The following is a 23768-nucleotide window of genomic DNA, read 5'->3' as shown; positions in this document are numbered from 1 at the left end:
CGCCCCTCGCGCGCATAGGCTGACGACGTCATGCCAGCCCGAGTTCACGCCATCATCGTCGCGCGCACTGGATCCTCTTCCCGAGCGCAACTCCTCCGCACTCTCGACGCCCTTCGCACGCAGACCACCCCCGCGGCGGCGGTGACCCTCGTCGTATGCGGCGATGCGTCGTCCGTGCGCGAGAGCGACGTCGTGGCGGGCACCGTCGAAGGGATCATCGAGGCGCGTGCCTCGACGTCCTTCGCCGAGGCGGTGGAGCTCGCCCGACCTCGAGTGCCCGAGGGGTCTGCGGTCTGGCTGCTGGCACAGGACACGACGCCGCACCCTCGGGCGCTGGAGCGTCTGAGCGGCACGCTGGAGCGCTCGCCGTCCGCCGCCATCGTCGCCCCCAAGCTCGTCGCCACGGACAACGAGCGCGAGATCGTCTCGCTCGGCGTCAGCATGACCGCGTGGGGCCGCTCCGTCGAACTCGCGGCGGGAGAGCTCGATCAGGGTCAGCACGACCGTTCCGACGATGCTCTCGGCGCCGATGTGCGGGGGATGCTCATCCGCGGCGAGGTGCGCGATGCCCTGCGACCCGATCCGGCCCTCGCGGGGGCCGATGAGGGACTTGACCTCGGGGTCCGTGCACGCCTCGGTGGTGGCCGTGTCGTCCTCGCGCCGAGTGCGCGGGTCTCAGCATCATCGGGCGGTCCTGCTGCGCTTCCGCCGGGTCGATCGCGCCGCGCTTACGTGACCCGCCTGGCCCAGCTGCACCGACGGCTGGCGTACGCGCCGGCCGCGGCCGTGCCGCTGCACTGGCTCAGCCTGCTTCCGCTCGCGCTGTGGCGCTCCATCACCGACCTCGTCGGCAAGCGGCCCGAGGCTGTTTTCCCCGAATGGGGGGCTGCCCTCACGGCCATGTTCCGATTCGGTGCGGTCGCACGTTCCCGCGCCGGCATCCGCGCCTTCCGCACTTCCGCCTGGGCCAGCATCGCTCCGTTGCGCGTGACGTCCTCCGAGCTGCGACGGCGTCTGGATGACGGGCACGGAAGCGAGGGAGGTGCGGTCAGCGAACTGCGTTTCTTCTCCGGTGGTGGGGCCTGGGCCGTACTCGCGGCCCTGGTCGTCAGCATCGCGTCCTTCACGAGCCTGCTCGCCTGGCCGACGCTGGGGGGCGGGGGACTGCTGCCGCTCCGTCAGACCATCGCCGCGCTCTGGAGCGATGCGGCGTGGGGAACCCGCGACGTCGCCCTCGGCCTCGTCGGCCCTGCCGACCCCTTCGCCTCCGTGGTCGCGGTACTCGGGACGCTCTGGCCTGCCGGCCCTTCCTTCGCCATGGTGCTGTTGTGGATCCTCGCCCTCCCGCTCGCAGTTCTGGGAGGGTGGTTCGCCGCCACGCGAGTGACCGATCGCGGAGGGCTCCGGATCTTCGCCGGCATCGCGTGGGCGCTCGCGCCCACGTTCCTCACCGCCCTGGTCGACGGACGCCCGGCCGCGGTGCTCGTCCATCTCCTGCTTCCCTGGCTCTTCCACAGCGCTGTGGTCGCCCATCGGTCATGGGGCGCCGCCGGGAGCGCGTCGCTGCTCCTCGCCGCCGTGCTCGCCTGCGCACCGTCGCTGGCACCCGCCCTTGCGCTGCTCTGGATCGTCGCCCTGGGCATCGTGCTGGGAACGGCGCAGTTCCGTGGCGCGGGGCGACTGCTCTGGCTGCCGGTGCCGACGATCGCCCTGTTCGCACCACTGGTGATCTGGCAGCTCGCTCACGGCACGCCTCTGGGGATCCTCGGCGACCCCGGACTCATCTGGGCGAGCCCCCAGGCCGCCGCTGACGCCGCCGGACGCCTCGCGATCGCCGGTGGCTTCCCGACATCGGAGCTGGGCGGCTGGATGGCGCTTCTGCCCGCACCCATCGCCGTGTGGGCACCACTCCTGTGCGCACCTCTCGCCGTGCTGGCGCTCGGTGCGGCGGTCGCTCCACGCTGGCGCGCGGGGATCACCCTGCTCGTGGTCGCCCTGTCCGGGCTCGCCACGGCGTTCCTCGCGGTCGGGGTCACGGTGAGCTTCGCGCAGGGGACGCCGGTGGCGATCTGGCCGGGCACCGGACTCAGCCTGGCGTGGATCGGTGTCGTAGGGGCTGCCCTCGTGACGCTCGACACCGCGCTCACGCTTCCGCGTCTGCGGATCTTCACGGCCGTCGCCGCGGCGGTGACACTGGCGGTCTGCGCGATCCCGGCGCTCAGCGCGCTGCACATGGGGCGCTCGGTGCTCACGAACGGTCCTGAGTCGACGCTGCCCTCGTATGTGGCCGCACAGGCCGCAGGGGATCGGCCGATCGCGACCCTCGTGCTCACCCCGCAGAACGACGGAGGACTGGCCGCAGAAGTGGCCTGGGGAGCCAGCGAGACGCTGGGGTCGCAGTCGACGATGATCTCCACCGCGGTCGAGCCGCAGGGAGCCGACATCTCGGCCCTGGCCGTGGATCTCCTCTCGGCCCGCGACTTCGATGCTCCCGGAGCATTGGCCGCCGAAGGGATCAGCTACGTCCTGGTCGCTGAGGTTCCTGGTGAAGGGGACAAGGCGCGGGCGCTTCGTACCGCGGCGGTCGCCTCGATCGATCAGCGTGCCGGCCTCGTGCACGCGGGCACCACCGATCGCGGCGTGCTCTGGCGTCTCGATGCCGACGCCGCCGAACAGCCACCGCTGACATCCGCCCAGCAGGGCACTGCTCGCCTCGTGATCACCGTGCAGCTGCTCGCAGTCTTCGCGGCCCTCCTGCTGTCCATCCCGACCCGTGCGTCGCGTCGTGCGGCTCGCGCCCAGTCGCGCATCGTCGGTCGCGTGCCTGAGGAGCCGATCGTGCTGCCTCGGCACGCGGAGGACAGGGATTCCCTCGATGAAGCGCCCGTCGGGGTGATCGAGGACCCCCAGGACGCGCCCGCCCTGAACGACGAGGCACTGGCGCCGATCGCTGATCCGGTGATCGATGACGCCGCTGGGCCGGTGGACGAGGTGACAGTGGGCGACGCGACAGCGGGCGACGCGACGGTGGGCGACGCGACGGTGAGCGAGGCGACAGCGGACGGTGGGTCGGCGGACGGCGCTTCGGCGAGCCCCCACGACGAACACGCGAAGCCGATGGAGGAGGACCGATGAGCAACGGGAACCGCGCCTTCCGGGTCGCCGCGACCAGCGCCCGTGTCATCATGGGCGTGGCCGTGATCGCCGCCTGCGTCGTCGGTGTCGCCACGGCGATCCATGCGCCGTGGCCGACCGTCGCGCACGACCCCGCGCAGGTCGAGGTCACACCCGTGCCCGGCGACAGCGTGCTGGTCTGCAACGGCGATCTCCGTGCTCTCGGTCGTGACGCGTCGGCCCCCCTGGACATGCTCTCCGCGGCACCGACGAGCCTCACGTCCGGAGGCACGGCCGGAAGACCGTCGTCCGAGACGCTTGAGGTACCCGATCTGCCCGATGCGGGTGGACCGCAGGTGCTCACCGGCCCGGTCGATGGGCGTTCGGCACCGCTGATCGCCGGTGCCGAGTCCGTCACGATCGCCGCGGACGACCTCGCGGGGTACGCCGCCCTGCCCTGCGGCGTGCCGAGGCTGGAGTCGTGGCTCGTGGGCGGGAGCATCGACACCGGCACCGAAGACATCATCACCCTCACCAACGCGACCGAGGTCCCGTCGACGGTGACCCTCGCCGTGTACGGAGCCGCCCGCAGCACCCGGACCGTCATCGTCCCTCCGCGTTCGCAGACGGCGCTTCCTCTGACCTCGTTCGCCGCCGGCAACGATCTGCCGGTTGTCAAGGTGAGCGCGGTGGGAGCTCCGGTGAGAGCGGCCCTGCAGTCCTCGCTCGTGCGCGTCCTCGATCCTGCGGGCATCGATCTCCAGGACTCGGTCGCGGGCCCCCAGCAGAGACTCGTCTTCACCGGAGTGCAGGCGTTCCCGGCCAACGGCGATGACGCGGAGATGGCCGTTCTGCGGGTGCTGGCCCCCGGCGTCGACGCTCGGGTCCAGGTGAAGGTGCAGGCCGAGGGCGCCACGGTGCCTGTAGACGAGTTCACCGTGCCCGTCGAGGCGGATCTTCCCGCTCAGGTCTCGCTCTCCGGCCTCGAGCCCGGTCGGTACACCGTCGAGGTCGAATCCGACGTGCCGCTCCTCGCCGGGGTCAGACAGCAGGACGGCTTCGGTCTCGATTCGGACTTCGCGTGGGTCACCCCCGCGCCGGAGATCGACGCCGAGGTGGTCTTCGCCGTGCCCTCCGGTCCCGATGCACGACTGCAGGTGTCGAACACCTCGGACCGGGACGCGACCGTCACACTCGAGCCGGTCGACGGCGGTCAGGCCCAGGAGGTCGTCATCCCCGCGGGGGAGACCGGCGGGATCGCGGTGGAGGGGCGGACGACGTACCGGATGCGGACGACGGCGCCCGTGCACGCGGCCGTGACCCTCACGGCACCCGGGGCGCTCGCAGTGCTCCCGGTGCAGGCGAGCAGCGGCGGAGAGAAGCCGATCACGGTCTATCCCTGACGGAATGCGGGGGCCCCGGCCGCCGGAGTGTCAGTGCTCGTGACCGAGATCCCACGGTTCACGGCCGACGTACTCCGCGGCGGCCCGGAACACCGCGCTCTCGATGGCCATGCGTCTGTGGGCGGCATCGTCGTGCCCCGGAGGCAGGAGCCGCTCGATGGGAAGTCGGAACAGGACGATACGTCGATTGTCGCGATCGAGGTACCAGCGCGGCACCTCTTCGCCGGCGTCGAAACCCGGGATCGCGCCGATCTCGAACCGGACGTCCTGCAACTCTGGCCACGTCCCGCGGAGGAACTCCACGGCCGTTCCGACGGTGAGGTCGAATCGGTCGAGGCGGCCGTCGAGCGGAGCCAGCGGCGGTCGTACGACCTCGCTGCGGCCGAGACGCCCGTGTCGTCCGTGCCGTGCACCGCGCCGCGGGGCAGCGGAGGCATGAGCGGTGCGACGGCGGGGCATGACGAAAGTCTAGGCGGTGCGAGGATCACTCGGCGCGGCATCCGGCGCTCACCCGGGGCGCGCCGTACGCTGGCGGAGATGGACGGACGACTGTGCTCGAAGGTCGGCTGCGCGCGCGAAGCCGTAGCCACCCTCACCTACGACTACGGCGATCAGATGGCGGCGCTCGGCCCGCTCGGCGCCGCGAACGACCCGCAGGCACATGATCTGTGCTCACCGCATGCGGACCGGCTCTCGGTTCCCGCGGGCTGGCTGGTCGTCCGTCACGAGGCCCTCCGCGCCTGACGCGTTGCGTCGACACGCGGACGCAGCCGTCGGCGAGGATCCGAAGTCTGGATACGCTGACCGCAGGCGTGCCAGGGCGGCACGGCCGGAAAGGCACTCGTGATCGTCTGGCGTCGCTGGATCTTCCCCCTGCTTCTCGTGCTGGTCTTCGGAGCGTGTGCCGCGGCACTCGTCAAGATCGCGTTCTTCCCCGACCGCGCGGAGAGCGTCGTCAGCCCTGAGGCGGGGATCACGGATCCGGTGGTGGTGGTGGAACGCGGTTCGGTGGTCAATGCGCTGAGCCTGAGTGGGAACGTGGCCAGCGACGACGCCTACGTCGTCCGCGGCGAGCTCAACGGCACCGTCCTCGCCGTGCACGTGGGTGAAGGAGCAGCGGTGGCCGCCGGCCAGAAGCTCTACACCGTGCGCCAGGAAGAGCCGCGGAAGGACATCGACGTCGTCGCGCCGGAAGCGGGCGACGTGTCGGAGTTCGCCATGGTCAAAGGCCAGGCCACCACGGTCGGGACAGAGGCGTACAAGCTCACCCCGGCCAAGTACCACCTGCTCGCGACGGTCGACCCTGTGCAGCTGTACCGCCTCGTCAACGCGCCCACGGAGGCGACGGTCACCATCACCGGCGGTCCCGCGCCGTTCGCGTGCACCGGAGTCGGGGTGCAGGTCACCGCGGAGGGCACGGCGAGTGTGCGCTGCGCCATCCCCGTCGATCAGACCGTCTTCGCCGGACTCCCCGCGAAGATGGACCTCGCCCTCGGCCAGGTCGACGATGCTCTGGTGATCCCGGTCACCGCCGTCCAGGGCGGCGCGGGATCCGGCAAGGTCTGGGTGGACGCGGGCGACGGATCCGACCCCGAGGAGCGCGCCGTGACGCTCGGCGTCAACGACGGCGTCACGGTCGAGGTGACGGAGGGGCTGGCCGAGGGGGACAGCATCCGTCAGTTCGTCCCCGGCTTCGTGGCTCCCGTCGAGGAGTTCTGCTACGAGGTCTCCCCGGGAGTGGAGCAGTGCGACAGCGGGATGAACTGGTGAGTCTCGTCGCGCTCGACGACGTCTCCAAGAGCGTGCTCCTGGCGGACGACTCCCGGCTGGAGATCCTCCGCGGGATCACCCTCGAGGTGGGAGCCGGTGACCACGTCTCGATCGTGGGTCGGTCGGGATCCGGGAAATCCACCCTGCTCAACATCCTGGGCATGCTGGACGCACCGACATCGGGCTCCGTCGCATTCGAAGGACGCGAGGTGCGCAGGATGCGCTCCGGTCGGCTCGACCGCCTGCGCGGGGACAACGTCGGCTTCGTCTTCCAGCAGTTCAATCTTCTTCCCGGGCGCACGGCGATCGACAACGTGATGATGCCGCTGGGCCACGCCAAGGGGAAGATGTTCTGGAACCGTCGTCAGATCGCCGCCGACATGCTGGAGCGGGTCGGCCTCGGGCATCGTGTCGAGCAGATCGCGGACAAGCTCTCCGGCGGCGAACAGCAGCGCGTCGCGATCGCCAGGGCGCTGGTCCGCCGACCCGTCCTGATCCTCGCCGACGAGCCGACGGGCGCGCTCGACATCGACACCGGCGCATCCGTGATGTCGCTCCTCGACGAGGTGGCCACCGAGACGGACGCTGCACTGGTCACGATCACCCATGACCTCCATGTCGCGGCACGGGCACGTCGGCACTACCGCCTCGATGCGGGCCGCCTGGAAGCCGCCGACCTCAGCCGCGCCTTCGAAGCGTCGACCCTCGCGGCGTCGGTGCCTTCGGCGCCGCCGGAGGTGATCGCATGACCGGCTTCCTCGGTGCTCTCTCCGACGCCTGGGCCGAGATCCGGGTGCACAAGCTGCGTGTGCTGCTCAGCCTGATCGGCATCGCGGTGTCGGTGGGCGCTCTGACCGCGGTCGTCGCGTTCTCCGAGTACCAGCGCCAGTTCCAGGCCGAGCAGTCCGACCGGTGGGGCGGGCGCGCCGCGACCGTCGTCGTTTCCGTCAACAGCGATGACGGCTCTCCCGTCGACGCCGACGGCTTCGATGCCCGCTTCAGTCGTGTGTCCGAGCGGTTCGGCTTCAGCCACACCGCGCGCATCTCCCAGGGGCTGACGGTCGACCTGCAGCTTCCCGACGGCATAGCGCCGGTTCCGGCGCGCATCATGGATCCTGCGTTCTCGCAGATCCATCGCGAGCGGCTTCTGGACGGGCGCTGGTTCATCGACTCGGACACCGAGGCGATGGCACCCCCCGTCGTGATCACCGAGCCCCTCTGGGACCGTCTGGGGCGTGTGCCGCTGTCGCAGCACCCGACGGTGGCCCTGAGCGGTCCGGCCGGTGGCACGTACCAGGTGATCGGAGTCACACCTCGCCAGGGCTTCGGCGACGAGGAGCTTCGCGTCGATCTGCTCTACGACGCATACCGGGCCCGCGTGGACGCGTTGCCCACGGAGGCGTGGACCCAGTACGAGATCTGGATGGGCACGGGGCAGGTCGACCAGATCGCCCCGGTGCTCGCGATGGACCTCCGGGCGGGCCTGCCTGCCGGACAGACGGTCACGGTGAACAGATCGGACTGGGCGGCGCAGCCCGGCGCGATGGACGCCCAGGCGACCTTCGAGATGATCACCGGAGGAATCGCCGCGCTGATCCTCGCCCTCGGAGCGCTGAGCCTCATCAACATCCAGCTCGTGGCGATGCGCCAGCGCGTGCGCGAGATCGGTGTGCGACGCGCGTTCGGGGCGAGCTCGGGCCGGGTCTTCTTCGCGGTGTTCCTGGAGAGTCTGGTGGCGACGACGGTGGCCGGCGTGATCGGGATCGCGATCGTCGTCGCGGTGCTGCGGTCGGAATGGGTCATCACATCGCTGTTCTACGGCATCCAGGACATCCCGCCGTTCCCGATGCGGGCGGCGCTCATCGGGCTTCTCGCCTCCGTCATCGTCGGCGCGGTGTCGGGCTTCATACCCGCTCTCGTCGCCCTGCGGGTGAAGGTGATCGACGCGATCCGTTTCTGACGCACCGGCGGGCTCGATCGGGTCGCCCGGTGCTGGTGGGAGGGTTCCTGCGGACGTCCGCTAGACGCCGACCCGACGGCCGGTGAGCCGTTCGGCACGACGATCGGAGTTCTCCAGCGCGCGCCGCTCGCGCTCGCGACGCAGAACGGTGATGCCGATCAGAACCTGCTCGGGCGGCGCCGAGGGCAGCGGGGAGACGAACGGGCTCGCCTCGGTGAGCAGATCCTGGGCGACGCGTGCCCGCGCCGCCGGGATCATGCGCGGGGCACTCTGCAGGAACTGGGAGATCCGGCGTGCGAGACGGTCGGGCAACCGGGCGACGTCGGCGATCTGCGCCCAGCCGGCCAGCGGTGAGGGAAGGACGGGGACGTGCGAGCTCAGAGCGGGTGTGCGCACGCGCTGGCTGTAGGTCCCGGCGACGAGGTCGCCCAGACGCTGCGATCGCGCGGTGAACGCGCCCGTGAGCACGGCGATCCCGCCGAAGGTCATGTAGATCTCGAGGACGCCGAGCAGCCCGCGGATGAACGCGTGACGGAAACCCGCGGCGCCGCCGTCCATGCGCACGATCCGTCCACCGACCGCGAGCTTGCCGAGGCTGCGTCCCTTCAACGCGACCTCCATCGTGATCGGGAGCACGACGAAGCTCACCACGAACGCCGAGACCACGGCGATGCGATCCGTCGTCTCATCGAGCACGCCCGCGTCCAGCAGCCAGATGCGCAGGAAGATCCACAGGATGAAGACGGCGTAGCCGAGGAGCATGTCGATCGCGGCGCCGAGCGCTCGCAGCAGGAACCCGACGGGCTGCACGTCGAGCGCGACGGCCTCGCCGGACAGGACCTCGTCGGAGACGTCGATCGGGACGGACATGAGTACAGTAAATCAGGTGGATGCCGATGCGCTGACAGATGCACGCCGCGCCGAATGGGAGCGGCTCGACCAGCTCAGTCGCGCCCGTCTCGACGGCGACGGGGTCGATGAGCTCATCGTCCGGTATCGGGCGGCCTCCGCCGATCTCGCCGAACTGAAGACGTCCGTCGGCGACTCGCCGCAGGGCGCGTACCTGTCGACGATCCTGGTTCGCGCCCGGCTGCGACTCACCGGCGCATCCGACAGCATCCTCACCCAGACGAGCCGCTTCTTCCGGTGGCAGCTGCCCGCGGCCCTGTACCGCTTGCGTTGGACGACGCTGGTCATCGCGATCTCGTTCATCGCGGTCGCCGTCGGCACCGCCGCATGGATCGCGAGCGACCCCGCGATCGTGGCCACGCTGGGGCCGCCTGCGGCCCTCGCGCAGTATGCGGAGGAGAGTTTCACGGGCTACTACACGGAGAACCCGGCAGCGGCGTTCATGGGCATGGTCTGGACGAACAACGCCTGGATCGCCATGCAGTGCGTGCTCTTCGGCGTCACGGGGATCTGGCCGGTGTACGTGCTGGTGCAGAACGCGATGGGTCTCGGCACGACCGGGGCGATCATGGCCGTCCACGACAAGGCCGACCTCATGGTGCTGTACATCCTTCCGCACGGGATGCTCGAGATGACCTGCATCTTCGTCGCGGCCGCCGCCGGGCTGCACGTCTTCTGGGCCTGGGTCGCCCCGGGGCACCGTACGCGTGGGCAGGCGCTCGCCGAGCAGGGAAGGGCGCTGGCGACCGTCGCGATGGGTCTGGTCTTCGCGCTGTTCCTCGCCGGGCTCGTCGAGGGATTCGTGACGGGCTGGGCACTGCCCTGGCCGGTGAAGATCGGGATCGGTGCGGCCGCGCTCGCCGTGTTCCTCATCTACATGCTGGTGATCGGCGGGAGGGCGCATCGCGCGGGTGAGACCGGCGACCTCGTCGAATACGAAGCAGGCACCCCGCGCCTGGTCGTCGGCTGACGCGATCGGTTGGGCGTCAGAGTCGACCGGCGGCCTTCAGCTCGAGGTAGCGGTCGGCGATCCGCGGTGGGAGGTCTTCCGGATCGGCGGCGATCGCTTCGCCCCCGGCCCTGCGGATCGCATCGGCGACGTTCTCCGCGTCGCGGAGAGTTCGCTCGGCGGCCGCGGCGAGATACACGTCCTCGCGGGAATCACGACGGCGCGCGAGAGCGGAGATGCCGTCGTCGGTCACGGATCCGACGAGGACCGTGGTCGCACGTGAGGCGTTCGGGAAGGCACCGAGGAAGCCACGGGCCGACTCGGCCGCGTCCTGCGCCGTCAGGGCCACGATCAGCGAGGGCCGCGTCGTGAGCGAGCGCACGGCGGCGAATGCGCCGTGCCAGTCCGTGTCGACGAGCCGCGCGTGCACGGGAGCCATGGCGTCGGTCAGAGCCGGAAGCAACGCGGCGCCGTCGACCCCGGTGACCCGACCGCGGACGACCCTGTCGTACATCAGCAGGTGCACGTGATCACCGGCACGCGAGGCGAGCGCCGCCAGCAGCAGTGCCGCCTCGAGCGCGGCATCAACGCGCGTACCGTCGCCGACACGAGCTGCCGCTGTACGTCCGGTGTCGATGATGATCACCACATGACGGTCCCGTTCCGGTCGCCAGGTGCGCAGCATCGTCGTTCCTGCGCGGGCGGTCGCCCGCCAGTCGATCGAGCGCACGTCGTCCCCGCGCACGTACTCACGCAATGAATCGAACTCGGTACCCTGACCGCGCACCTGGATGCTCGTGTTGCCATCCAGCTCGCGCAGCCGAGCGAGGCGGGACGGAAGGTGCTTGCGCGAGGAGAAGGCAGGGAGCACGCGGATCGCTCCGCGGACGGAATGCCGTGCCTGCCGGCCCGCGATGCCGAGTGGTCCGCGGGAGCGGATCATCACGAACTCGCTGGCCAGTTCCCCGCGACGGCGGGGGAGGAGCGGAATGGCGACACGGCCGCGCTCACCCGGCGGGACGACCAGGTGCTGCCGGTCCGACGGCGCCCCCGCCGTCGGCTGCCATGCGTCGCGAAGCAGGGCGTGCAGTGGCTTGGTGCCGTGGTTGTGCACGGCCACGCTCACCGGGACCGGCTCCCCGATGCGCACACGCGCGGGCACTCTGCGACTCACCGTCACCGATCGGGGGCTCGCCGCGAGCGCGACGTCGACGGCGACGAGCAGCGCGCACAGGCCGATCCAGGCGCCGAGGACCGCGTACGCCGGATAGCCCGCGAGTCCAGCGATGACGAGCGGGAAGACGCCCACGGCGAGGGCGACGGCGAGGCGGCCGGTGACGAACACCTAGATCGGCACCCGGGTCTGCTGCACCACGGAGGTGAGCACCGCGTCGGCGGACACGCCTTCCATCTGCGCGTCGGGTCGCAACTGGAGGCGGTGACGCCACACGGGCACCAGCATCGTCTGCACGTGGTCGGGGGTCACCGCGGAGGAGGCGTTGAGCCACGCCCACGCCTTCGCCGCCGCGAGCAGACCGGTCGATGCGCGCGGGCTGGCACCGAGTTCGACCGACGGAGACTGACGGGTCGCCCGAGCGAGGTCTACGACGTAGCCGAGCACGTCGTCCGTGACCTCGACGGCGGCGGCCGCCTGCTGGGCTGCGCGGATCTCGTCGGCGGTGACCACCGCCTCCACACCGGTCAGCTCGCGCGGCGAGAAGCCCTCCGCGTGCCGACGCAGCACCGAGACCTCCGCGTCGCGTTCGGGCATGCCGACGACGAGCTTCATCAGGAAGCGGTCCAGCTGCGCCTCGGGCAGCGAGTAGGTGCCCTCGTGTTCGATCGGGTTCTGCGTCGCGGCGACGAGGAACGGGTCGGGCAGGGGGCGACTGACACCGTCAGCCGACACCTGGCGCTCCTCCATGGCTTCCAGGAGCGCGGCCTGGGTCTTCGGCGGCGTGCGGTTGATCTCGTCCGCGAGCAGGATGTTCGTGAACACCGGGCCGGCGCGGAAGTCGAACTCGCCGGTGCGCGCGTCGTACACGAGCGAGCCGGTGACATCGCCCGGCATCAGGTCGGGAGTGAACTGGACGCGTTTGGTGTCGAGGCCGAGCGCTCGTGCGAAGGAGCGGACGACCAGCGTCTTCGCGACGCCCGGCACACCCTCGAGGAGCACATGGCCTCGGGCGAGCAGCGACACGAGCAGCCCGGTGACGGTGCCGGCCTGGCCGACCACCGCCTTGTCGACCTCGGTGCGCACCCGGTGCATGGCCTGGCGCAGTGCGGCGTCGTCGGTGGGATGGTTCTCAACGGTCACGTGTTTCCCTCTGCTTCTCGGGGATGGGTGGTCGGTTCTGATCGGTCGACGTGCGTGCTGTCGTCCACTGCGGTCTCGAGCTCGTCGAGGCGTCTGGCGAGGTCGACCAGAGCGGCGTCGTTCTCGGGGAGCGGCCCGGCGATCAGCGCCTGGAGCGTGCCCCGGGGAATCCGCAGTCGATCAGAGGCCGCATCCGCGACCTCGTCTGCGCCTGCGTGGACGGCGAGTCCGAGCCGTCGAGCCAGTCGTCGCTGGGTTCCGTCGCGGAGCGCCTGCCCGGCGTGCGGTGCATCTGCGGCTCTGGCCGTGAGACGCGCACGTCCGTGCATCGTCTCCGACGCCCGCACGGTGACCGGCAGCGTCTCGGCGACCAGGGGACCGAACCGCTGACCGCGCCAGATCGCCGTGGCGATCCCCGCGATGATCAGCAGCAGGATCGCAGGTGTGACCCAGGGAGGCGTGAGACTGCCGAGGGTGTCGACCGGCTCGGCCTCGATGTCGGAGTCAGCGAAGCTGGGGACGTACCAGACGACGCGATCGGTCTGACCCAGCAGCGCCAACCCGAGGGCGGCGTTGCCGTTCTCGGCGAGATAGGCGTTGCCGAAGAGCCTGGTGCCCTCCACCACCACGCGTTCGGGCGTGGAACGGCGGTCCACGAGGACGGCGGCGCCCTCGGCATCGCCGAAGCAGGCCTGCACGCCGTCCGCCGGGGTGAACAGGCGGTCGGCACGGATGGTCCCGACCCTCGCGAACTCGGCGACGTCGCAGTCGGGGGCCGCCGCCGGCAGTGTTCCCGTGGCGTTCTCTCCGATGCCGAGCTCGTTCAGCAGGTGCGTGCCCGTCGAGAGGAACACGACGCGCCGCGCCGGAGCGGTGAGCGTCTCCAGGGCTTCGTCGGTCAGGGTGTACGGGTTGGCCATCACGAGTGTCGTGTCTTCGTCGATCGCTGTGAGCGCCTCGGCCCGCGAGCGGCGGACGTCGACCTCGACGCCCTGATCGCGCAGGATGTCCGCGAGCGCGAGGGCGCCGCCGTCGTCTCGGGCTTCGGGGTCGAGGGCACCGCGCGCGCCGGGGGCGGTCACGGCGACACGCAGTCCGACCGCAGCGACGATCAGGACCAGGGCGGCGACGATCGTCCATCCGATGATCGTCTTGGCCCGGCTCGGGCGGTGTTCCGCCGTGGAAGGGGCAGCCGGAGAGGAGGCGGCGTGGTCAGGCTCGATCACGGTCATGCCGGCACCGCCTCGGGGCGGCGTGCGCGGATCCGATCATCGATGTCGACGAGATCCCGATAGGTCTCGGCGCTCGCGGTGTGCCCGAGGTAGCGGACGTCGTCGAAGGAGGAGGCTGCTCGACGCATGGCGGCTGCCTCGTCGACGAACACCGTGCTCGCCTCGCGGGCGATCGACTGCGCCGTCGCGCCCGGCGCCGGATCGATCAGATCGCGCTCCCGCAGGCTGCGCGCGATCGCCCGGTACCGGAGGATCGTCGCGGCGTCCCAGTCTCGTTCGCGGGCGGCCCGCTCGGCATCCGATCTCAGCTGCGCCGCACTGCGGTCGTCGGCCGCTCCGAGGAGGTCCCCCTGTGCCCGCCTGACGGCGCGAGAGCTGCGCGGTCTGCCCCAGATGATGAGAGCGGCGACCAGCGCGGCCGCGATGATGACGATGACGATGATGAGGGCGGGCGGCCCGATGCCCGCCCCGTTGCCGGAGCTGAACAGGTCGGCGAGGAAACGGCCGATGTCACGCGCCAGGAGATCGAACCACGTGGGCTTCGCGTCGGCGTAGCGAGGGTTGGAGAGCTCTTCCTCCGCCCAGCGTCGGGCTTCGTCCCCGTCGGGGACGAACAGGTCGTCGAACGGTCGGATCATGCGGTGCCGTCTGCGCCGGGCGCGGCCCACCCGCCGTCATCGGGTGCTGCTTCCGCTGAGGGCACGCTCGGCATGGTGGATGTTCCCGATGCGGCGGTCGGCGCGGTCGGCGGCGGTGGCGGGAACGCGACGGCAGGCGGTGTCACGGGCGCCGCCGCCGGATACGGCATCGAAGGCTGCGCCGGCTGGCCCTGCGCCGGCTGGCCCTGCGCGGGGTACGGCTGTGCGGGGTACGGCTGTGCGGGATACGGCTGTGCGGGATACGGCTGCGCGGGGTACGGCTGTGCGGGATATGCCTGAGGCGCTCCCGGCTCTCCGAACGTCGGCTGTGCGCCGTAGCGCGGATACCCGTAGCCCTGCGACATCATGACGTGCTCCGGCACCTGGCGGGGCGGCGGTGCAGAGGTGACGGCCCGTGACGGATCGACGCGGAACGGATCGTCCTGCTGCTCGTCGGTCCAGCCGAGGTCACGGCGCTCCACGTATGCGATCAAGGTCTGGTCCAGACCCTCGTAGCGCATCCGGCAGTCGAGGTAGACGAGCGCCGATCCGGTGCTCTGGACCACGAGGGTGATCGCCTGGATGACGAGGAGCAGGATCTGCGGGGCGATCAAGGTCACGACGAAGGCGACCACCGCACTAGGGTCCTCTGCTCCTGTGGGCGCGACGACCGAGCCGAGGAGAGAGCCGAGCAGCGTGGCGGGGACGCTGACGACCTGGGCCGCGATGCCCATGATCGCGCTGATGAGGAAGGTCACACCGAACGCGACCCAGAAGCGCCCGCGGGTGAGCCTCCAGGAGCGGACGAAAGCGTCTCGGAAACGTGCACGCTCGAGGACCAAGATCGACGGTACGAGCAGCAGCTTCGTGGTGAGCCACACCGCCAGCGGGATGCAGGCGAGGACGATGACGATCACCACGAGCACGACGATGCCGACCATCTCGGCGCTCCCGCCCATGCCGCCGGCGATGAAGGCCGCGATGACGACGGCAGCGATGATGAAGATGCCGAACACGGCCGCGACGGAGAGGGAGGCGAAGCCGGCGAGTCGCCAGAACGCCGGGGCCATCCGGCGCCACAGCATCCGCAGCGTCGCCTTCACTCCGATCGCGGCATAGCCGATCTCCGCGGCGACGACGCCTTGCATCATCGCCGTGAAGGCGATCGAGGCGACACCCACGGCGAGCCCGGCGATCAGGTTCACCGCGATGGTCCCCGCCATCACCGCCTCGAAGTCCGGAGAAGAGGGAGAGACGGTCTCCAGGCGGCTGAACGTCGTGAAGAAGACGACGCCCATGACCACGGCCGTGACGACCACCACGACGAGCTGGATGACCACGGCGAAGCCGAAGAGCACCTTCGGGTTGTGGCGAAGCGCGGCGAAGGCCTTTCCCAGCAGCATTCCGAACGAGAGCGGATGAAGGGGGATGATGCCCTTCTTCGGGGCAGGCGTCCACGTCTGTCCGGTCACAGGCACTCCCTCTCCATCGTGCGCTCCCATCGTGTCATATCCCTCGCGCGGTGCGTCATATCCCGCACACGGTGCGCAGACCTGGGATCGCTGGGACTCGGTGCCATAAGGTAACTCTTATGACCTCACGTATTCTCGTGGTCGACGACGACACCGCGCTCGCCGAGATGATCGGGATCGTGCTGCGGACCGAAGGCTTCGAGCCGGTCTTCTGCGCGGACGGTGCGCGCGCCGTCGACGAGTGGCGAGCGCAGCGACCCGACCTCGTGCTGCTCGACCTCATGCTCCCCGGCATGGACGGGATCGAGATCTGCACCCGCATCCGTGCCGAGTCCGGCGTGCCGATCATCATGCTCACCGCGCGTAGCGACACCGCCGACGTCGTCCGCGGGCTCGAGGTGGGTGCCGACGACTACATGGTCAAGCCTTTCAACCCGAAGGAACTGGTCGCCCGCATCCGCACCCGGCTTCGTCCCACGCCGCAGGCCACGAGCGAGCAGCTCCGCGTCGGCGACCTCACCGTCGACGTCGATGCGCACGAGGTCCGTCGGGGGACGGCGCCGATCGCGCTCACGCCGTTGGAGTTCCAGCTTCTCGTCGCACTCGCGTCGAAGCCCCAGCAGGTGTTCTCCCGGGAGATGCTCTTGGAGCAGGTGTGGGGCTACCACTACAAGGCCGACACCCGACTGGTGAACGTGCATGTGCAGCGCCTGCGCGCGAAGGTGGAGCTCGACCCCGACAACCCGAAGATCGTCATGACGGTGCGCGGCGTGGGCTACCGCGCCGGGAGCGTCGGCTAGGAGCACGATGGCCGCGACGACAGCGACCACCGCGACGGTCGCTGTCCTGCGCGACTGGCGAGGTTGGCCGACGATGCTCGGCATCCTGTGGCGCCGCTCCTTGCGGTTCCGCACGCTCTCGATCACCCTGCTCGCGACCTCCCTGGCGATCTTCATCACGTGCGTGACGATGGCTCTCGTCATCCAGAACGATCTCTTCATCTCCCGCAAGGACGTCGCCCTCGAAGACTCCCGCCGCGCGGTCGATCAGGCGCAGGGGATCCTGGACGTGGCCGAGGTGGGGGATGACTCCGCGGCCCTCACCGAACTGTGGAACAGCGTCCAGTCGAATCTCACCCGCACGTCCAGCACCGATCAGCTCGCCGGCTTCAAGATCGACAATGCGAACGGGGTCCGACTGAACGGCTTCGAGGCCGGGCTGAGCAGGAGCCTGCTGAGCCCGGAGCTCCAGGCGCGCGTCGTGGAGTTCGACGACCGCCAGGCCTGGCAGTCGGTGGCTCTGCCCTCCCCGGACGGGGGAGAGGTTCCCGGAATCATCGTCGGGCAGCAGCTCCAAGTGCCGGAAGCCGGGGCGTTCGCGATCTACTTCGCCTACGACCTCGGCGACGCGGACCAGACCCTGGTGTTCGTGCAGCGGACGCTGTGGATCGCGGGGATCGGTCTCGTGGCGATCGTCGCCGCGATCTCATGGATCGTCCTCCGCGCCGTCTCGACCCCGATCGTGCAGGCTGCGGAGACCAGCGCGCGGCTGGCGGCGGGGGATCTCGGCGTGCGCCTCGAAGTACACGGAGAAGACGAACTCGCCACTCTCGGACGGTCGTTCAACGCGATGGCCGACAGCATCGAGTCGCAGATCAAGGAACTCGGCGAGCTGTCGATGGTGCAGCAGCGGTTCGTGTCGGACGTGTCGCACGAGCTGCGGACTCCGCTGACCACCATCCGTCTCGCCGCGGACATGCTCAACGATCAGCGTGAGGAGTTCGACCCCACCACCGCCCGCACGGCCGAGTTGCTGCACGCCCAAGTGCAGCGCTTCGAGACCTTGCTGTCGGATCTGCTCGAGATCAGCCGTTATGACGCGGGATCGGTGCAGCTCGAGTTGGAAGCGACCAGTCTCACCCACCTGGCCGAGGACATCATCGAGCAGATGCGTCCGCTGGCCGAGGGGCACGGCACCGAGCTGCGGCTGGTGGCACCGGGCGGCTACTCGCCCGTCGACATGGATCCGCGTCGGGTGCGCCGGGTGCTGCGCAACCTGATCGGCAACGCGATCGAGCACGGCGAGGGACGCCCGGTCGTCGTCACGGTCGACAGCAACCAGCACGCGGTCGCCGCCGGGGTGCGGGATTTCGGCCTGGGCATGGAGCCGGCCGATGCGGAGCGTGTCTTCGATCGCTTCTGGCGCGCCGACCCTTCGCGTCAGCGCACGATCGGGGGGACGGGACTCGGGCTCTCGATCGCCCTGGGAGATGCGACCCTGCACGGCGGTACCCTCGACGTCTGGTCCGAACTCGGCGTCGGGACGAACTTCGTGCTCACGATTCCCCGACACGGTGGAGTGCTGGACGGTCCGAGCCCGATCCCGATCGAACCCCAGGAGCCCTTCGCGGAGCTCGGCGACGCGACCCAGCCGATCTCGCTGACGGACGCGCCCGCCGGCATGTTCGATGAGGAGGACTGGTCGTGACCGAGCGGAGACCGAATCGGCGGCTGCGAGGCCTCGCGCTGATACTCGTCGCAGCGCTGCTTCCCGCATGCGCGGGGTTGCCGACGAGTGGTGACGTCGCGGTCGGCCTCAAGCTGGGGGAGTCCCCGCAGGACGTCGACATCCTCCCCGTGGCCTCCGGCCCGATCACCGGTGCGGGACCCGAGGAGATCGTCGAGGGCTTCCTCGAGGCCGGTATCACGACGACCGACAACTGGGACACCGCACGCGACTTCCTCGCGCCTTCGTTGCAGCGCAGCTGGAGCCCGTCGGCAGGGGTGTCGATCGACATCGGCACGGACACCAGGACCGTCACCTCTTCGGTCCCCGACGATGAGGTGGAGAGTGCGGACACCGCAGAGGTCCAGGTCACGCTCGACCTGGTCGCGAGTGTCGATGACGCCGGAGAGTACTCCGAGGCCCTCGGATCGTCCAACGTGGCATTCACGCTGCAGCGGATGGAGAACGGCGAATGGCGCATCACGCAGGCGCCGGACGGCGTGGTGATCGATGAGACGCGATTCACCAAGGTGTTCGAAGGGTATCCGTTGCAATACTTCGACCTCGGCTGGTCGAGGCTGGTGCCCGACATGCGCTGGTTCCCGCGGCGCCAGAGCCCCGCGACGACGGTGACACGGGCGCTCATCGGCGGCGAGCCCAGCGAGTGGTTGGACCCCGCAGTGCAGAACGCGTTCCCCGCCGACGTGCAGTTGGCGCAGGATGCGGTTCCCATCGTCGGCCAGGTGGCGGATGTCGCGCTCACCCGCCCCGCCTCGGGCCTCGATGCCGCCACGCTCTCCCGGATGCGCACCCAGCTCCAGGCGACCCTCCGCGCTGCCGGCGTCGCGGTGACCGAGGTCCGGTTCACGGTGGACGGCCGCAACCTCGAGGCCGGGGTGGCGGATGTCGTCCCCCCGTCGGCCACGACGGGCACTCTCGTGCTGCAGAACGGCGCGTTCGGACGCATCGTCGGCGATGAGATCTCGCCCATCCCCGGTATCAGCTCGGAGATCAGCGCCGTCACGCAGCCGATCGTCTCCATAGACGTCGCCGCCGATGACTCCCGCGCCGCCGTGCAGCTCGCCGATCAGCACGTCTATCTGATCGGCGAAGGCAGCCTCGACGAGCTGGACGCCCGTCCTGGTCTCATCAAGCCCTCACTCGATCCGTACGGCTACACCTGGTCGGTCCCCGCGGGAGCACCGGCGGCGGTGCAGGCGGCGGGAAGCGATGCCGTCGGGCATCAGATCGCGAAGGCATGGCCGAGCGCATCGACGATCTCTCATCTGCGGGTATCGGCAGACGGCGCCAGGGTGGCGGCCGTGGTGACCGTCGGCAAGCAGATGTGGGTGGTCGTCGCGGCGGTCGTCCGTGACGCCGCCGGCATCCCGATCGAGCTCGGCGAGTTCACGCAGCTGACCCAGCTCTCCGAGCCGGCGATGGGTTTGGTGTGGCTGGGGGCCGATCGTGTGGGTGTGCTCGCCGACCAGAGCAGCCCGCGTCTCCTCACCCAGGTGGTCGGCGGTCCGGGGTCGGCGGAGGCCGCACCGAGCAACGCCCTCTCGATCGCCGGCGCACGCACCGCGTCCGGGGTGAGGATCCTCGGCTCCAACGGCGAGCTGTTCGCGCACGCGGGGTCGGCCTGGCGCGAGGTCGCCTCCGACGTCTCCGTGCTCGCGACACGCGTGGGTGAATGACCTTCCCTGCACGGAGGGGACCTGCCTTCAGCTCATTCGCGCAACGGGGATGATCGGCAACTCCGGCGGAGGTCGAGGGCGCAGGATCTTCGAATGTGGAAGACAAGGGGTCCCCGCGGCGTCGGTGCCGAGATCGCCGCATTCCTCCTCGCTGCCACGTGTGCCGGATGCGATGAGCCGGCCACGCTCCTGTGCGGGCGGTGTGAAGCGGCGCTCCGGCCCGCCCTGCAGCTCGGGCAGACCCCTCGAGGCATTCCGGTCCGAACCGCCCTCGTGTTCGATGGGGTGGCCGCGCGCTGCATCCGTCGTCTGAAGGGAGAGGGGGAGACGCTTCTCGCCCGCCCCCTCGGCGCCGCCCTGGCGGCGGTGCTCGAGCCTGTGGTCACGCCGAGCACGTGGATCGTGCCGGTCCCGACCAGGAGAAGCGCGTTTCGGCGTCGCGGATACCGCGTGCCCGAGCTCTTGATCCGTCGCGCGCACGCAGAGCCTCAGCGATTGCTCTCGCTTGCGGACCGTACCGCCGATCAGCGCGGCCTCGGTGCACGCGCACGAGAGTCCAACGTGCATGGTGCGATGCAAGCACGCCGGTCAGGTGGGGGCGCAGAGGCGGTCGTCGTCGACGACGTCGTCACGACGGGGGCGACCCTCGACGAAGCGGCACGAGCACTGGAATCGACCGGCTTCCGCGTCGTGGCGGCGGTCGCGCTCGCCGCCACGCCGCGTCGTGGCGGATTCTGATGAAGCTCATCGGGAATGCACCGGCGACACAGCGGAATGATCCCGTGACATCCGTCGGCGGGCGGACTACGGTGGGGGGACACAAGGCGACCACGGTCCGCCCTTGGCCGGGAGGACCGGGACAAGGAGGCAGCAATGGAAACAAGCATCGTTGGCGTCGGAGTGGGTATCACCGATCGCTTCCGAACCGTTGTCGAAGAGAAGATCGCCAAGATCCAGATGCTCGCGTCTCGCGCGCAACGGCTGGACGTGAAAGTCACCCATCGCGTATATCGCAACGGTCATGTCCCGGATGAGACCGTCGAGCTGACCTTGATCGGCAAGGGTCCGGTCGTCCGCGCAGAGGCGACGGATGGAGACAAGTTCGTGGCCCTCGACCTCGCGGTCGACAAGATGTCCGAGCAGCTGCGTCGCGCGAAGGAGAAGCGAGTCGACGGACGACAGCATCCGCGCGGCGCGCATTTCGAGAAGGAGAGTGGAGCGCTCGAGGGCATCGACGTCCAGCCGGCATCGGCCGACATCCTGCACGCGGTCGCGACCGGCAGCGTGCCGGTGCAGCAGACCGAAGAAGACGACTATTCGCCCGTCGTCATCCGCACGAAGAGCTTCGATGCGGAGTGGATGACCGTCGAAGAGGCGGTCGACAGGATGGAGCTGGTCGGACACGACTTCTTCCTCTTCGTCGACGTCCGCACCGACCACCCGAGCGTCGTCTATCGACGCAAGGGCTGGGACTACGGTGTCATCGCGTTGAGCACTCAGGCTCCGCCGTCCGAGGCGCTCGCCTCCTGATCTGAATCGCAGAACGGCCCGATCCCGCGAGGGACCGGGCCGCTTCTGTGTCGAGGATGGACGGAGACTGAATGTCAGTCGAAGATGCCGTCCAGCAGACTGCCGATCACGAGGCCACCGAGGATGCCCGAGGCGAGATCGCCGCCGCCACCGCCGCGCCGTCCGCCGCCGCCGCCCCAGCCGCCGCCGCCCCAGTTCTGATCCTGGGGACGCGAGGAATCGATGTCGCGCTGCGCGAGCTGCAGCGCTTCGGAGGCCAGGTGCGCGACGCGACGCGCCTGGACGAGCGCCGCTTCGCGAGTGTCCTCGGCTGGGAGGAGGTCGGACAGATCGACGCGAAGGCGCTCCGCCTCGGCGAGGCGGGTGCGGGCGTCGGCACCGATCCAGCCGCGGTGTCCGGAGATGAGGCCGCGCGCCACCCCCAGCTGCCGGTCGGCATCGTCGATCGCGTGCTGCACCTGAGCGATGCTCGGGAGAGGGTTCTCGGCGCGGTGACGGGCCTGAGCGATCGCCTGGTCGAGGGCCGAGTTCGCGTCGCGCAGCTGCGACAGTTCGGCGAACGGGTCGTTGGGCTGTCCGGAGGGCGTCAGCGCGCCCAGCGCGGCCTGGAGTGCGGCGACCGCCTGGGCGACGGCAGGCACGTTCGGGGCTGTCCGCGCCGCGATGAGATCGCCGCGGGAGTCGGCGACCACCTCGGCCAGGGTGGATTCGGCGCGCAGGGCCTCGATCTCGAAGTCCTCCACCGCATCGAGCAGGGCAGACGCACGGCGGGTGGCTTCCGTCGCCGTCTCGAGGGCGACGTTGGCCTCCTCGTTCTGCTTCGCCGCGCGACGGCGTTCCGACACGTCGGCGCTGTGCGTAGCGAAGCTGATGAGCTGCTCCGCCTCCGCCGCGCTGGCGGTGATCTGGTGCATGGCGGAATCGGCGTACCGGGCCGAGAGGCGGGAGACGGCTTCGTTGGTCTGGGGGATGCGGGCGCTGAGCGCGGCTGCCTCGGCCCGCACCTGCGCGATGATCTCCGGGGCGCGTCGCACCTTGGCGACCGACTCGGCGAGGACGGAGGTCTTCTCGTCGAGCAGGTCCTGCGCCCAGTCGCAGAGCTGGAGGATGCGCGCGTTGCGCGTACGCAGCTCCTCGTCGGTGTCCGGGATCTCGTCGTGGTTCAGCTGGTGGAGCTGGAACGCTTCGCGCAAGTGGGTGCGCACCGCAGCGAGTGCCGTGCGCAGATCAGCGGTGAGCGACTCGCCGAGCTCGGCTTCCGCGAAGGAGAGCTCGTCGGAGGTCGTGCGGATCCGCTCGTCGGCGCTGACCAGGGCCTGCTCAGCACGTCGAGCCAGATCGGCATCCTGTGCGGCGAGTTCTTCCTGTTCGCGTTTGCGTCTGCCCCAAAATCCAGCCATGACCCGATCCTAGTTTCCCCGGGCACAGGGATGGCTGAGCATCCGCTCGGGGCGAACGGCGATCCCGTGTCCGTCCTGGCGTGCGGAGCGCGCCTGTGACGTGGGTCAGAGTGCCGGGAGGGCGTCGGACATCGCCGACACGGTCTTCGCGGGTCGCCCGCGCTTGGGGCGATCGGCGGTGAGCTCGAGCGCCATCGCATGGCGGGGATGCCCGCTGAGGCGCTGAGCGGTGTGATCGAGCCAGCGCACCTCGGCCTCCGCGGCGAAGATCATGGAGTCGGTCAGGAGGGCCCACGCGAGTCCTTCGGGATCGTCGGCGTCGCCCCGCGCTCGGCGCTCCTGCCGAAGAGCTTCCAGCTGTCGCAGGGAGGCCGATCGCTGGGCGAGGATGGCTGCGGTCGCATCGACGCCCGGAAGAGTCGCCGCGACCGCGAGCTTGATCGCGAGTTCGTCCCGGGTGCCCTGGGGGCGCACGACGGGGGAGGAGAGCCACTCGTCGACGTCGGCGATCCCGGCGTCCGTGATCCGCCAGTACACGTGTCCGCGATCGTCGGCCTCGCCGCGCGACACCAGGCCGTCGCGTTCGAGGCGCTCGAGGGTGTTGTAGATCTGCCCGACGTTCAACGGCCAGACCGATCCGGTGCGGCGATCGAATTCGTGGCGGAGCTGGTATCCGTAGCAGGGCCCCTGCGCGAGGATGGCGAGCAGGCTCTGGCGTACTGACATCGTTCGTCCCCCGTGACCGTTCTTTGGAATGCGATACCGAGTATATGGTTACCGGGCAACCCGACGATCCGACGCGCGGGACCGCCATGCAGGCGACGTGCAGGTCACAGCCCGGTAACATGGCGAAGTATGCCTGGCGTCGGGTT

At 70.0% G+C, this 23768-nt stretch carries 21 protein-coding genes; 12 read left to right on the top strand and 9 right to left on the bottom strand.

The window, feature by feature from the left end; all coding sequences use genetic code 11:
• The first annotated feature begins 30 nt into the window (after positions 1–30).
• Positions 31–3135 carry a glycosyltransferase gene (locus GLO27_RS08980; RefSeq protein WP_243844757.1) on the top strand — a complete coding sequence of 1035 codons (3105 nt, stop codon included), beginning with the start codon at positions 31–33 and terminating at the stop codon, positions 3133–3135.
• The gene (locus tag GLO27_RS08975) at positions 3132–4517 is read left to right on the top strand and encodes a DUF5719 family protein (RefSeq protein WP_167254467.1); all 1386 of its coding nucleotides are present in this window, start codon (positions 3132–3134) and stop codon (positions 4515–4517) included. The genes GLO27_RS08980 and GLO27_RS08975 overlap by 4 nt, the downstream gene beginning before the upstream one ends.
• 30 nt (positions 4518–4547) lie before the next feature.
• On the opposite strand, the gene GLO27_RS08970 is transcribed toward GLO27_RS08975, so the two are convergent.
• Positions 4548–4976, bottom strand: coding sequence for a hypothetical protein (locus tag GLO27_RS08970; protein ID WP_231479885.1), 429 nt, complete (start codon positions 4974–4976; stop codon positions 4548–4550).
• Positions 4977–5054: 78 nt separating this feature from the next.
• On the opposite strand from GLO27_RS08970, the gene GLO27_RS08965 reads away from it, so the two are divergent.
• The 4 genes from GLO27_RS08965 to GLO27_RS08950 all read left to right on the top strand — a co-directional run bounded on the left by GLO27_RS08965 (position 5055) and on the right by GLO27_RS08950 (position 8247).
• Positions 5055–5261, top strand: coding sequence for a DUF3499 family protein (locus GLO27_RS08965; RefSeq protein WP_021199833.1), 207 nt, complete (start codon positions 5055–5057; stop codon positions 5259–5261).
• A 99-nt stretch (positions 5262–5360) separates the two neighbouring features.
• Positions 5361–6287 carry a hypothetical protein gene (locus GLO27_RS08960; protein ID WP_167254465.1) on the top strand — a complete coding sequence of 309 codons (927 nt, stop codon included), beginning with the start codon at positions 5361–5363 and terminating at the stop codon, positions 6285–6287.
• A complete protein-coding gene (locus tag GLO27_RS08955; RefSeq protein WP_081859744.1) occupies positions 6284–7036 on the top strand; it encodes an ABC transporter ATP-binding protein in 753 nt (250 codons plus the stop codon). Before GLO27_RS08960 ends, GLO27_RS08955 begins: the two co-directional genes overlap by 4 nt.
• On the top strand, positions 7033–8247 hold the full coding sequence (locus tag GLO27_RS08950) for an ABC transporter permease (protein WP_029258259.1): 1215 nt from the start codon (positions 7033–7035) through the stop codon (positions 8245–8247). Before GLO27_RS08955 ends, GLO27_RS08950 begins: the two co-directional genes overlap by 4 nt.
• A 60-nt stretch (positions 8248–8307) precedes the next feature.
• On the opposite strand, the gene GLO27_RS08945 is transcribed toward GLO27_RS08950, so the two are convergent.
• Positions 8308–9117, bottom strand: coding sequence for an RDD family protein (locus GLO27_RS08945; protein WP_029258258.1), 810 nt, complete (start codon positions 9115–9117; stop codon positions 8308–8310).
• 16 nt (positions 9118–9133) lie between these two features.
• Here GLO27_RS08945 and GLO27_RS08940 point away from each other — a divergent pair, with 16 nt between their 5' ends.
• Complete coding sequence (locus GLO27_RS08940) at positions 9134–10126, top strand: stage II sporulation protein M (RefSeq protein WP_021199838.1); 993 nt, start codon at positions 9134–9136, stop codon at positions 10124–10126.
• A 16-nt stretch (positions 10127–10142) separates the two neighbouring features.
• Here GLO27_RS08940 and GLO27_RS08935 read toward each other — a convergent pair whose 3' ends face one another.
• From GLO27_RS08935 to GLO27_RS08915, 5 genes are read right to left on the bottom strand one after another with little or no spacing between them, the layout of a single operon-like run.
• On the bottom strand, positions 10143–11450 hold the full coding sequence (locus GLO27_RS08935; protein WP_021199839.1) for a DUF58 domain-containing protein: 1308 nt from the start codon (positions 11448–11450) through the stop codon (positions 10143–10145).
• On the bottom strand, positions 11451–12374 hold the full coding sequence (locus GLO27_RS08930; RefSeq protein WP_208323723.1) for a MoxR family ATPase: 924 nt from the start codon (positions 12372–12374) through the stop codon (positions 11451–11453).
• 44 nt (positions 12375–12418) lie between these two features.
• Complete coding sequence (locus tag GLO27_RS08925; RefSeq protein ID WP_167254463.1) at positions 12419–13654, bottom strand: DUF4350 domain-containing protein; 1236 nt, start codon at positions 13652–13654, stop codon at positions 12419–12421.
• A complete protein-coding gene (locus GLO27_RS08920; RefSeq protein ID WP_167254460.1) occupies positions 13651–14292 on the bottom strand; it encodes a DUF4129 domain-containing protein in 642 nt (213 codons plus the stop codon). Before GLO27_RS08920 ends, GLO27_RS08925 begins: the two co-directional genes overlap by 4 nt.
• Positions 14289–15764 carry a hypothetical protein gene (locus GLO27_RS08915; protein ID WP_167254458.1) on the bottom strand — a complete coding sequence of 492 codons (1476 nt, stop codon included), beginning with the start codon at positions 15762–15764 and terminating at the stop codon, positions 14289–14291. The genes GLO27_RS08920 and GLO27_RS08915 overlap by 4 nt, the downstream gene beginning before the upstream one ends.
• A 119-nt stretch (positions 15765–15883) precedes the next feature.
• Here GLO27_RS08915 and mtrA point away from each other — a divergent pair, with 119 nt between their 5' ends.
• From mtrA to raiA, 5 genes are all read left to right on the top strand, one after another.
• Positions 15884–16564, top strand: coding sequence for an MtrAB system response regulator MtrA (mtrA, locus tag GLO27_RS08910; RefSeq protein WP_021199844.1), 681 nt, complete (start codon positions 15884–15886; stop codon positions 16562–16564).
• 7 nt (positions 16565–16571) lie between these two features.
• Positions 16572–18251, top strand: a complete 1680-nt coding sequence (mtrB, locus tag GLO27_RS08905; protein WP_021199845.1) for an MtrAB system histidine kinase MtrB — start codon at positions 16572–16574, stop codon at positions 18249–18251.
• A complete protein-coding gene (locus tag GLO27_RS08900; RefSeq protein WP_051668012.1) occupies positions 18248–19966 on the top strand; it encodes an LpqB family beta-propeller domain-containing protein in 1719 nt (572 codons plus the stop codon). Before mtrB ends, GLO27_RS08900 begins: the two co-directional genes overlap by 4 nt.
• A 93-nt stretch (positions 19967–20059) precedes the next feature.
• A complete protein-coding gene (locus GLO27_RS08895; RefSeq protein ID WP_029266816.1) occupies positions 20060–20704 on the top strand; it encodes a phosphoribosyltransferase family protein in 645 nt (214 codons plus the stop codon).
• 135 nt (positions 20705–20839) lie between these two features.
• Positions 20840–21496, top strand: a complete 657-nt coding sequence (raiA, locus tag GLO27_RS08890) for a ribosome-associated translation inhibitor RaiA (RefSeq protein ID WP_029258249.1) — start codon at positions 20840–20842, stop codon at positions 21494–21496.
• 74 nt (positions 21497–21570) lie between these two features.
• Here the strand turns inward: raiA and GLO27_RS08885 are convergent, their stop codons facing one another.
• Together GLO27_RS08885 and GLO27_RS08880 are read right to left on the bottom strand one after the other, a co-directional pair.
• Complete coding sequence (locus tag GLO27_RS08885) at positions 21571–22896, bottom strand: hypothetical protein (RefSeq protein ID WP_167254456.1); 1326 nt, start codon at positions 22894–22896, stop codon at positions 21571–21573.
• A 105-nt stretch (positions 22897–23001) separates the two neighbouring features.
• Complete coding sequence (locus GLO27_RS08880) at positions 23002–23622, bottom strand: PadR family transcriptional regulator (RefSeq protein WP_021199850.1); 621 nt, start codon at positions 23620–23622, stop codon at positions 23002–23004.
• Between the last annotated feature and the right edge of the window lie 146 nt (positions 23623–23768).

Source organism: Microbacterium sp. Be9 (genome assembly GCF_011754135.1).
In the GTDB taxonomy this organism is placed as follows: domain Bacteria; phylum Actinomycetota; class Actinomycetes; order Actinomycetales; family Microbacteriaceae; genus Microbacterium; species Microbacterium maritypicum_A.
The sequence above is the reverse complement of the archived record's forward strand: the minus strand, read 5'-3'. Positions and strand labels throughout refer to the sequence as shown.

What these genes read in the sequence shown, in the direction of transcription:
- GLO27_RS08980 (WP_243844757.1), top strand. Translation starts at nt 31, where the DNA reads ATGCCAGCCCGAGTTCACGCCATCATCGTCGCGCGCACTGGATCCTCT.
- GLO27_RS08975 (WP_167254467.1), top strand. Translation starts at nt 3,132, where the DNA reads ATGAGCAACGGGAACCGCGCCTTCCGGGTCGCCGCGACCAGCGCCCGT.
- GLO27_RS08970 (WP_231479885.1), bottom strand. Translation starts at nt 4,976, where the DNA reads ATGCCCCGCCGTCGCACCGCTCATGCCTCCGCTGCCCCGCGGCGCGGT.
- GLO27_RS08965 (WP_021199833.1), top strand. Translation starts at nt 5,055, where the DNA reads ATGGACGGACGACTGTGCTCGAAGGTCGGCTGCGCGCGCGAAGCCGTA.
- GLO27_RS08950 (WP_029258259.1), top strand. Translation starts at nt 7,033, where the DNA reads ATGACCGGCTTCCTCGGTGCTCTCTCCGACGCCTGGGCCGAGATCCGG.
- GLO27_RS08945 (WP_029258258.1), bottom strand. Translation starts at nt 9,117, where the DNA reads ATGTCCGTCCCGATCGACGTCTCCGACGAGGTCCTGTCCGGCGAGGCC.
- GLO27_RS08930 (WP_208323723.1), bottom strand. Translation starts at nt 12,374, where the DNA reads ATGCACCGGGTGCGCACCGAGGTCGACAAGGCGGTGGTCGGCCAGGCC.
- GLO27_RS08925 (WP_167254463.1), bottom strand. Translation starts at nt 13,654, where the DNA reads ATGACCGTGATCGAGCCTGACCACGCCGCCTCCTCTCCGGCTGCCCCT.
- GLO27_RS08920 (WP_167254460.1), bottom strand. Translation starts at nt 14,292, where the DNA reads ATGATCCGACCGTTCGACGACCTGTTCGTCCCCGACGGGGACGAAGCC.
- mtrA (WP_021199844.1), top strand. Translation starts at nt 15,884, where the DNA reads ATGACCTCACGTATTCTCGTGGTCGACGACGACACCGCGCTCGCCGAG.
- mtrB (WP_021199845.1), top strand. Translation starts at nt 16,572, where the DNA reads ATGGCCGCGACGACAGCGACCACCGCGACGGTCGCTGTCCTGCGCGAC.
- GLO27_RS08895 (WP_029266816.1), top strand. Translation starts at nt 20,060, where the DNA reads ATGTGGAAGACAAGGGGTCCCCGCGGCGTCGGTGCCGAGATCGCCGCA.
- raiA (WP_029258249.1), top strand. Translation starts at nt 20,840, where the DNA reads ATGGAAACAAGCATCGTTGGCGTCGGAGTGGGTATCACCGATCGCTTC.
- GLO27_RS08885 (WP_167254456.1), bottom strand. Translation starts at nt 22,896, where the DNA reads ATGGCTGGATTTTGGGGCAGACGCAAACGCGAACAGGAAGAACTCGCC.
- GLO27_RS08880 (WP_021199850.1), bottom strand. Translation starts at nt 23,622, where the DNA reads ATGTCAGTACGCCAGAGCCTGCTCGCCATCCTCGCGCAGGGGCCCTGC.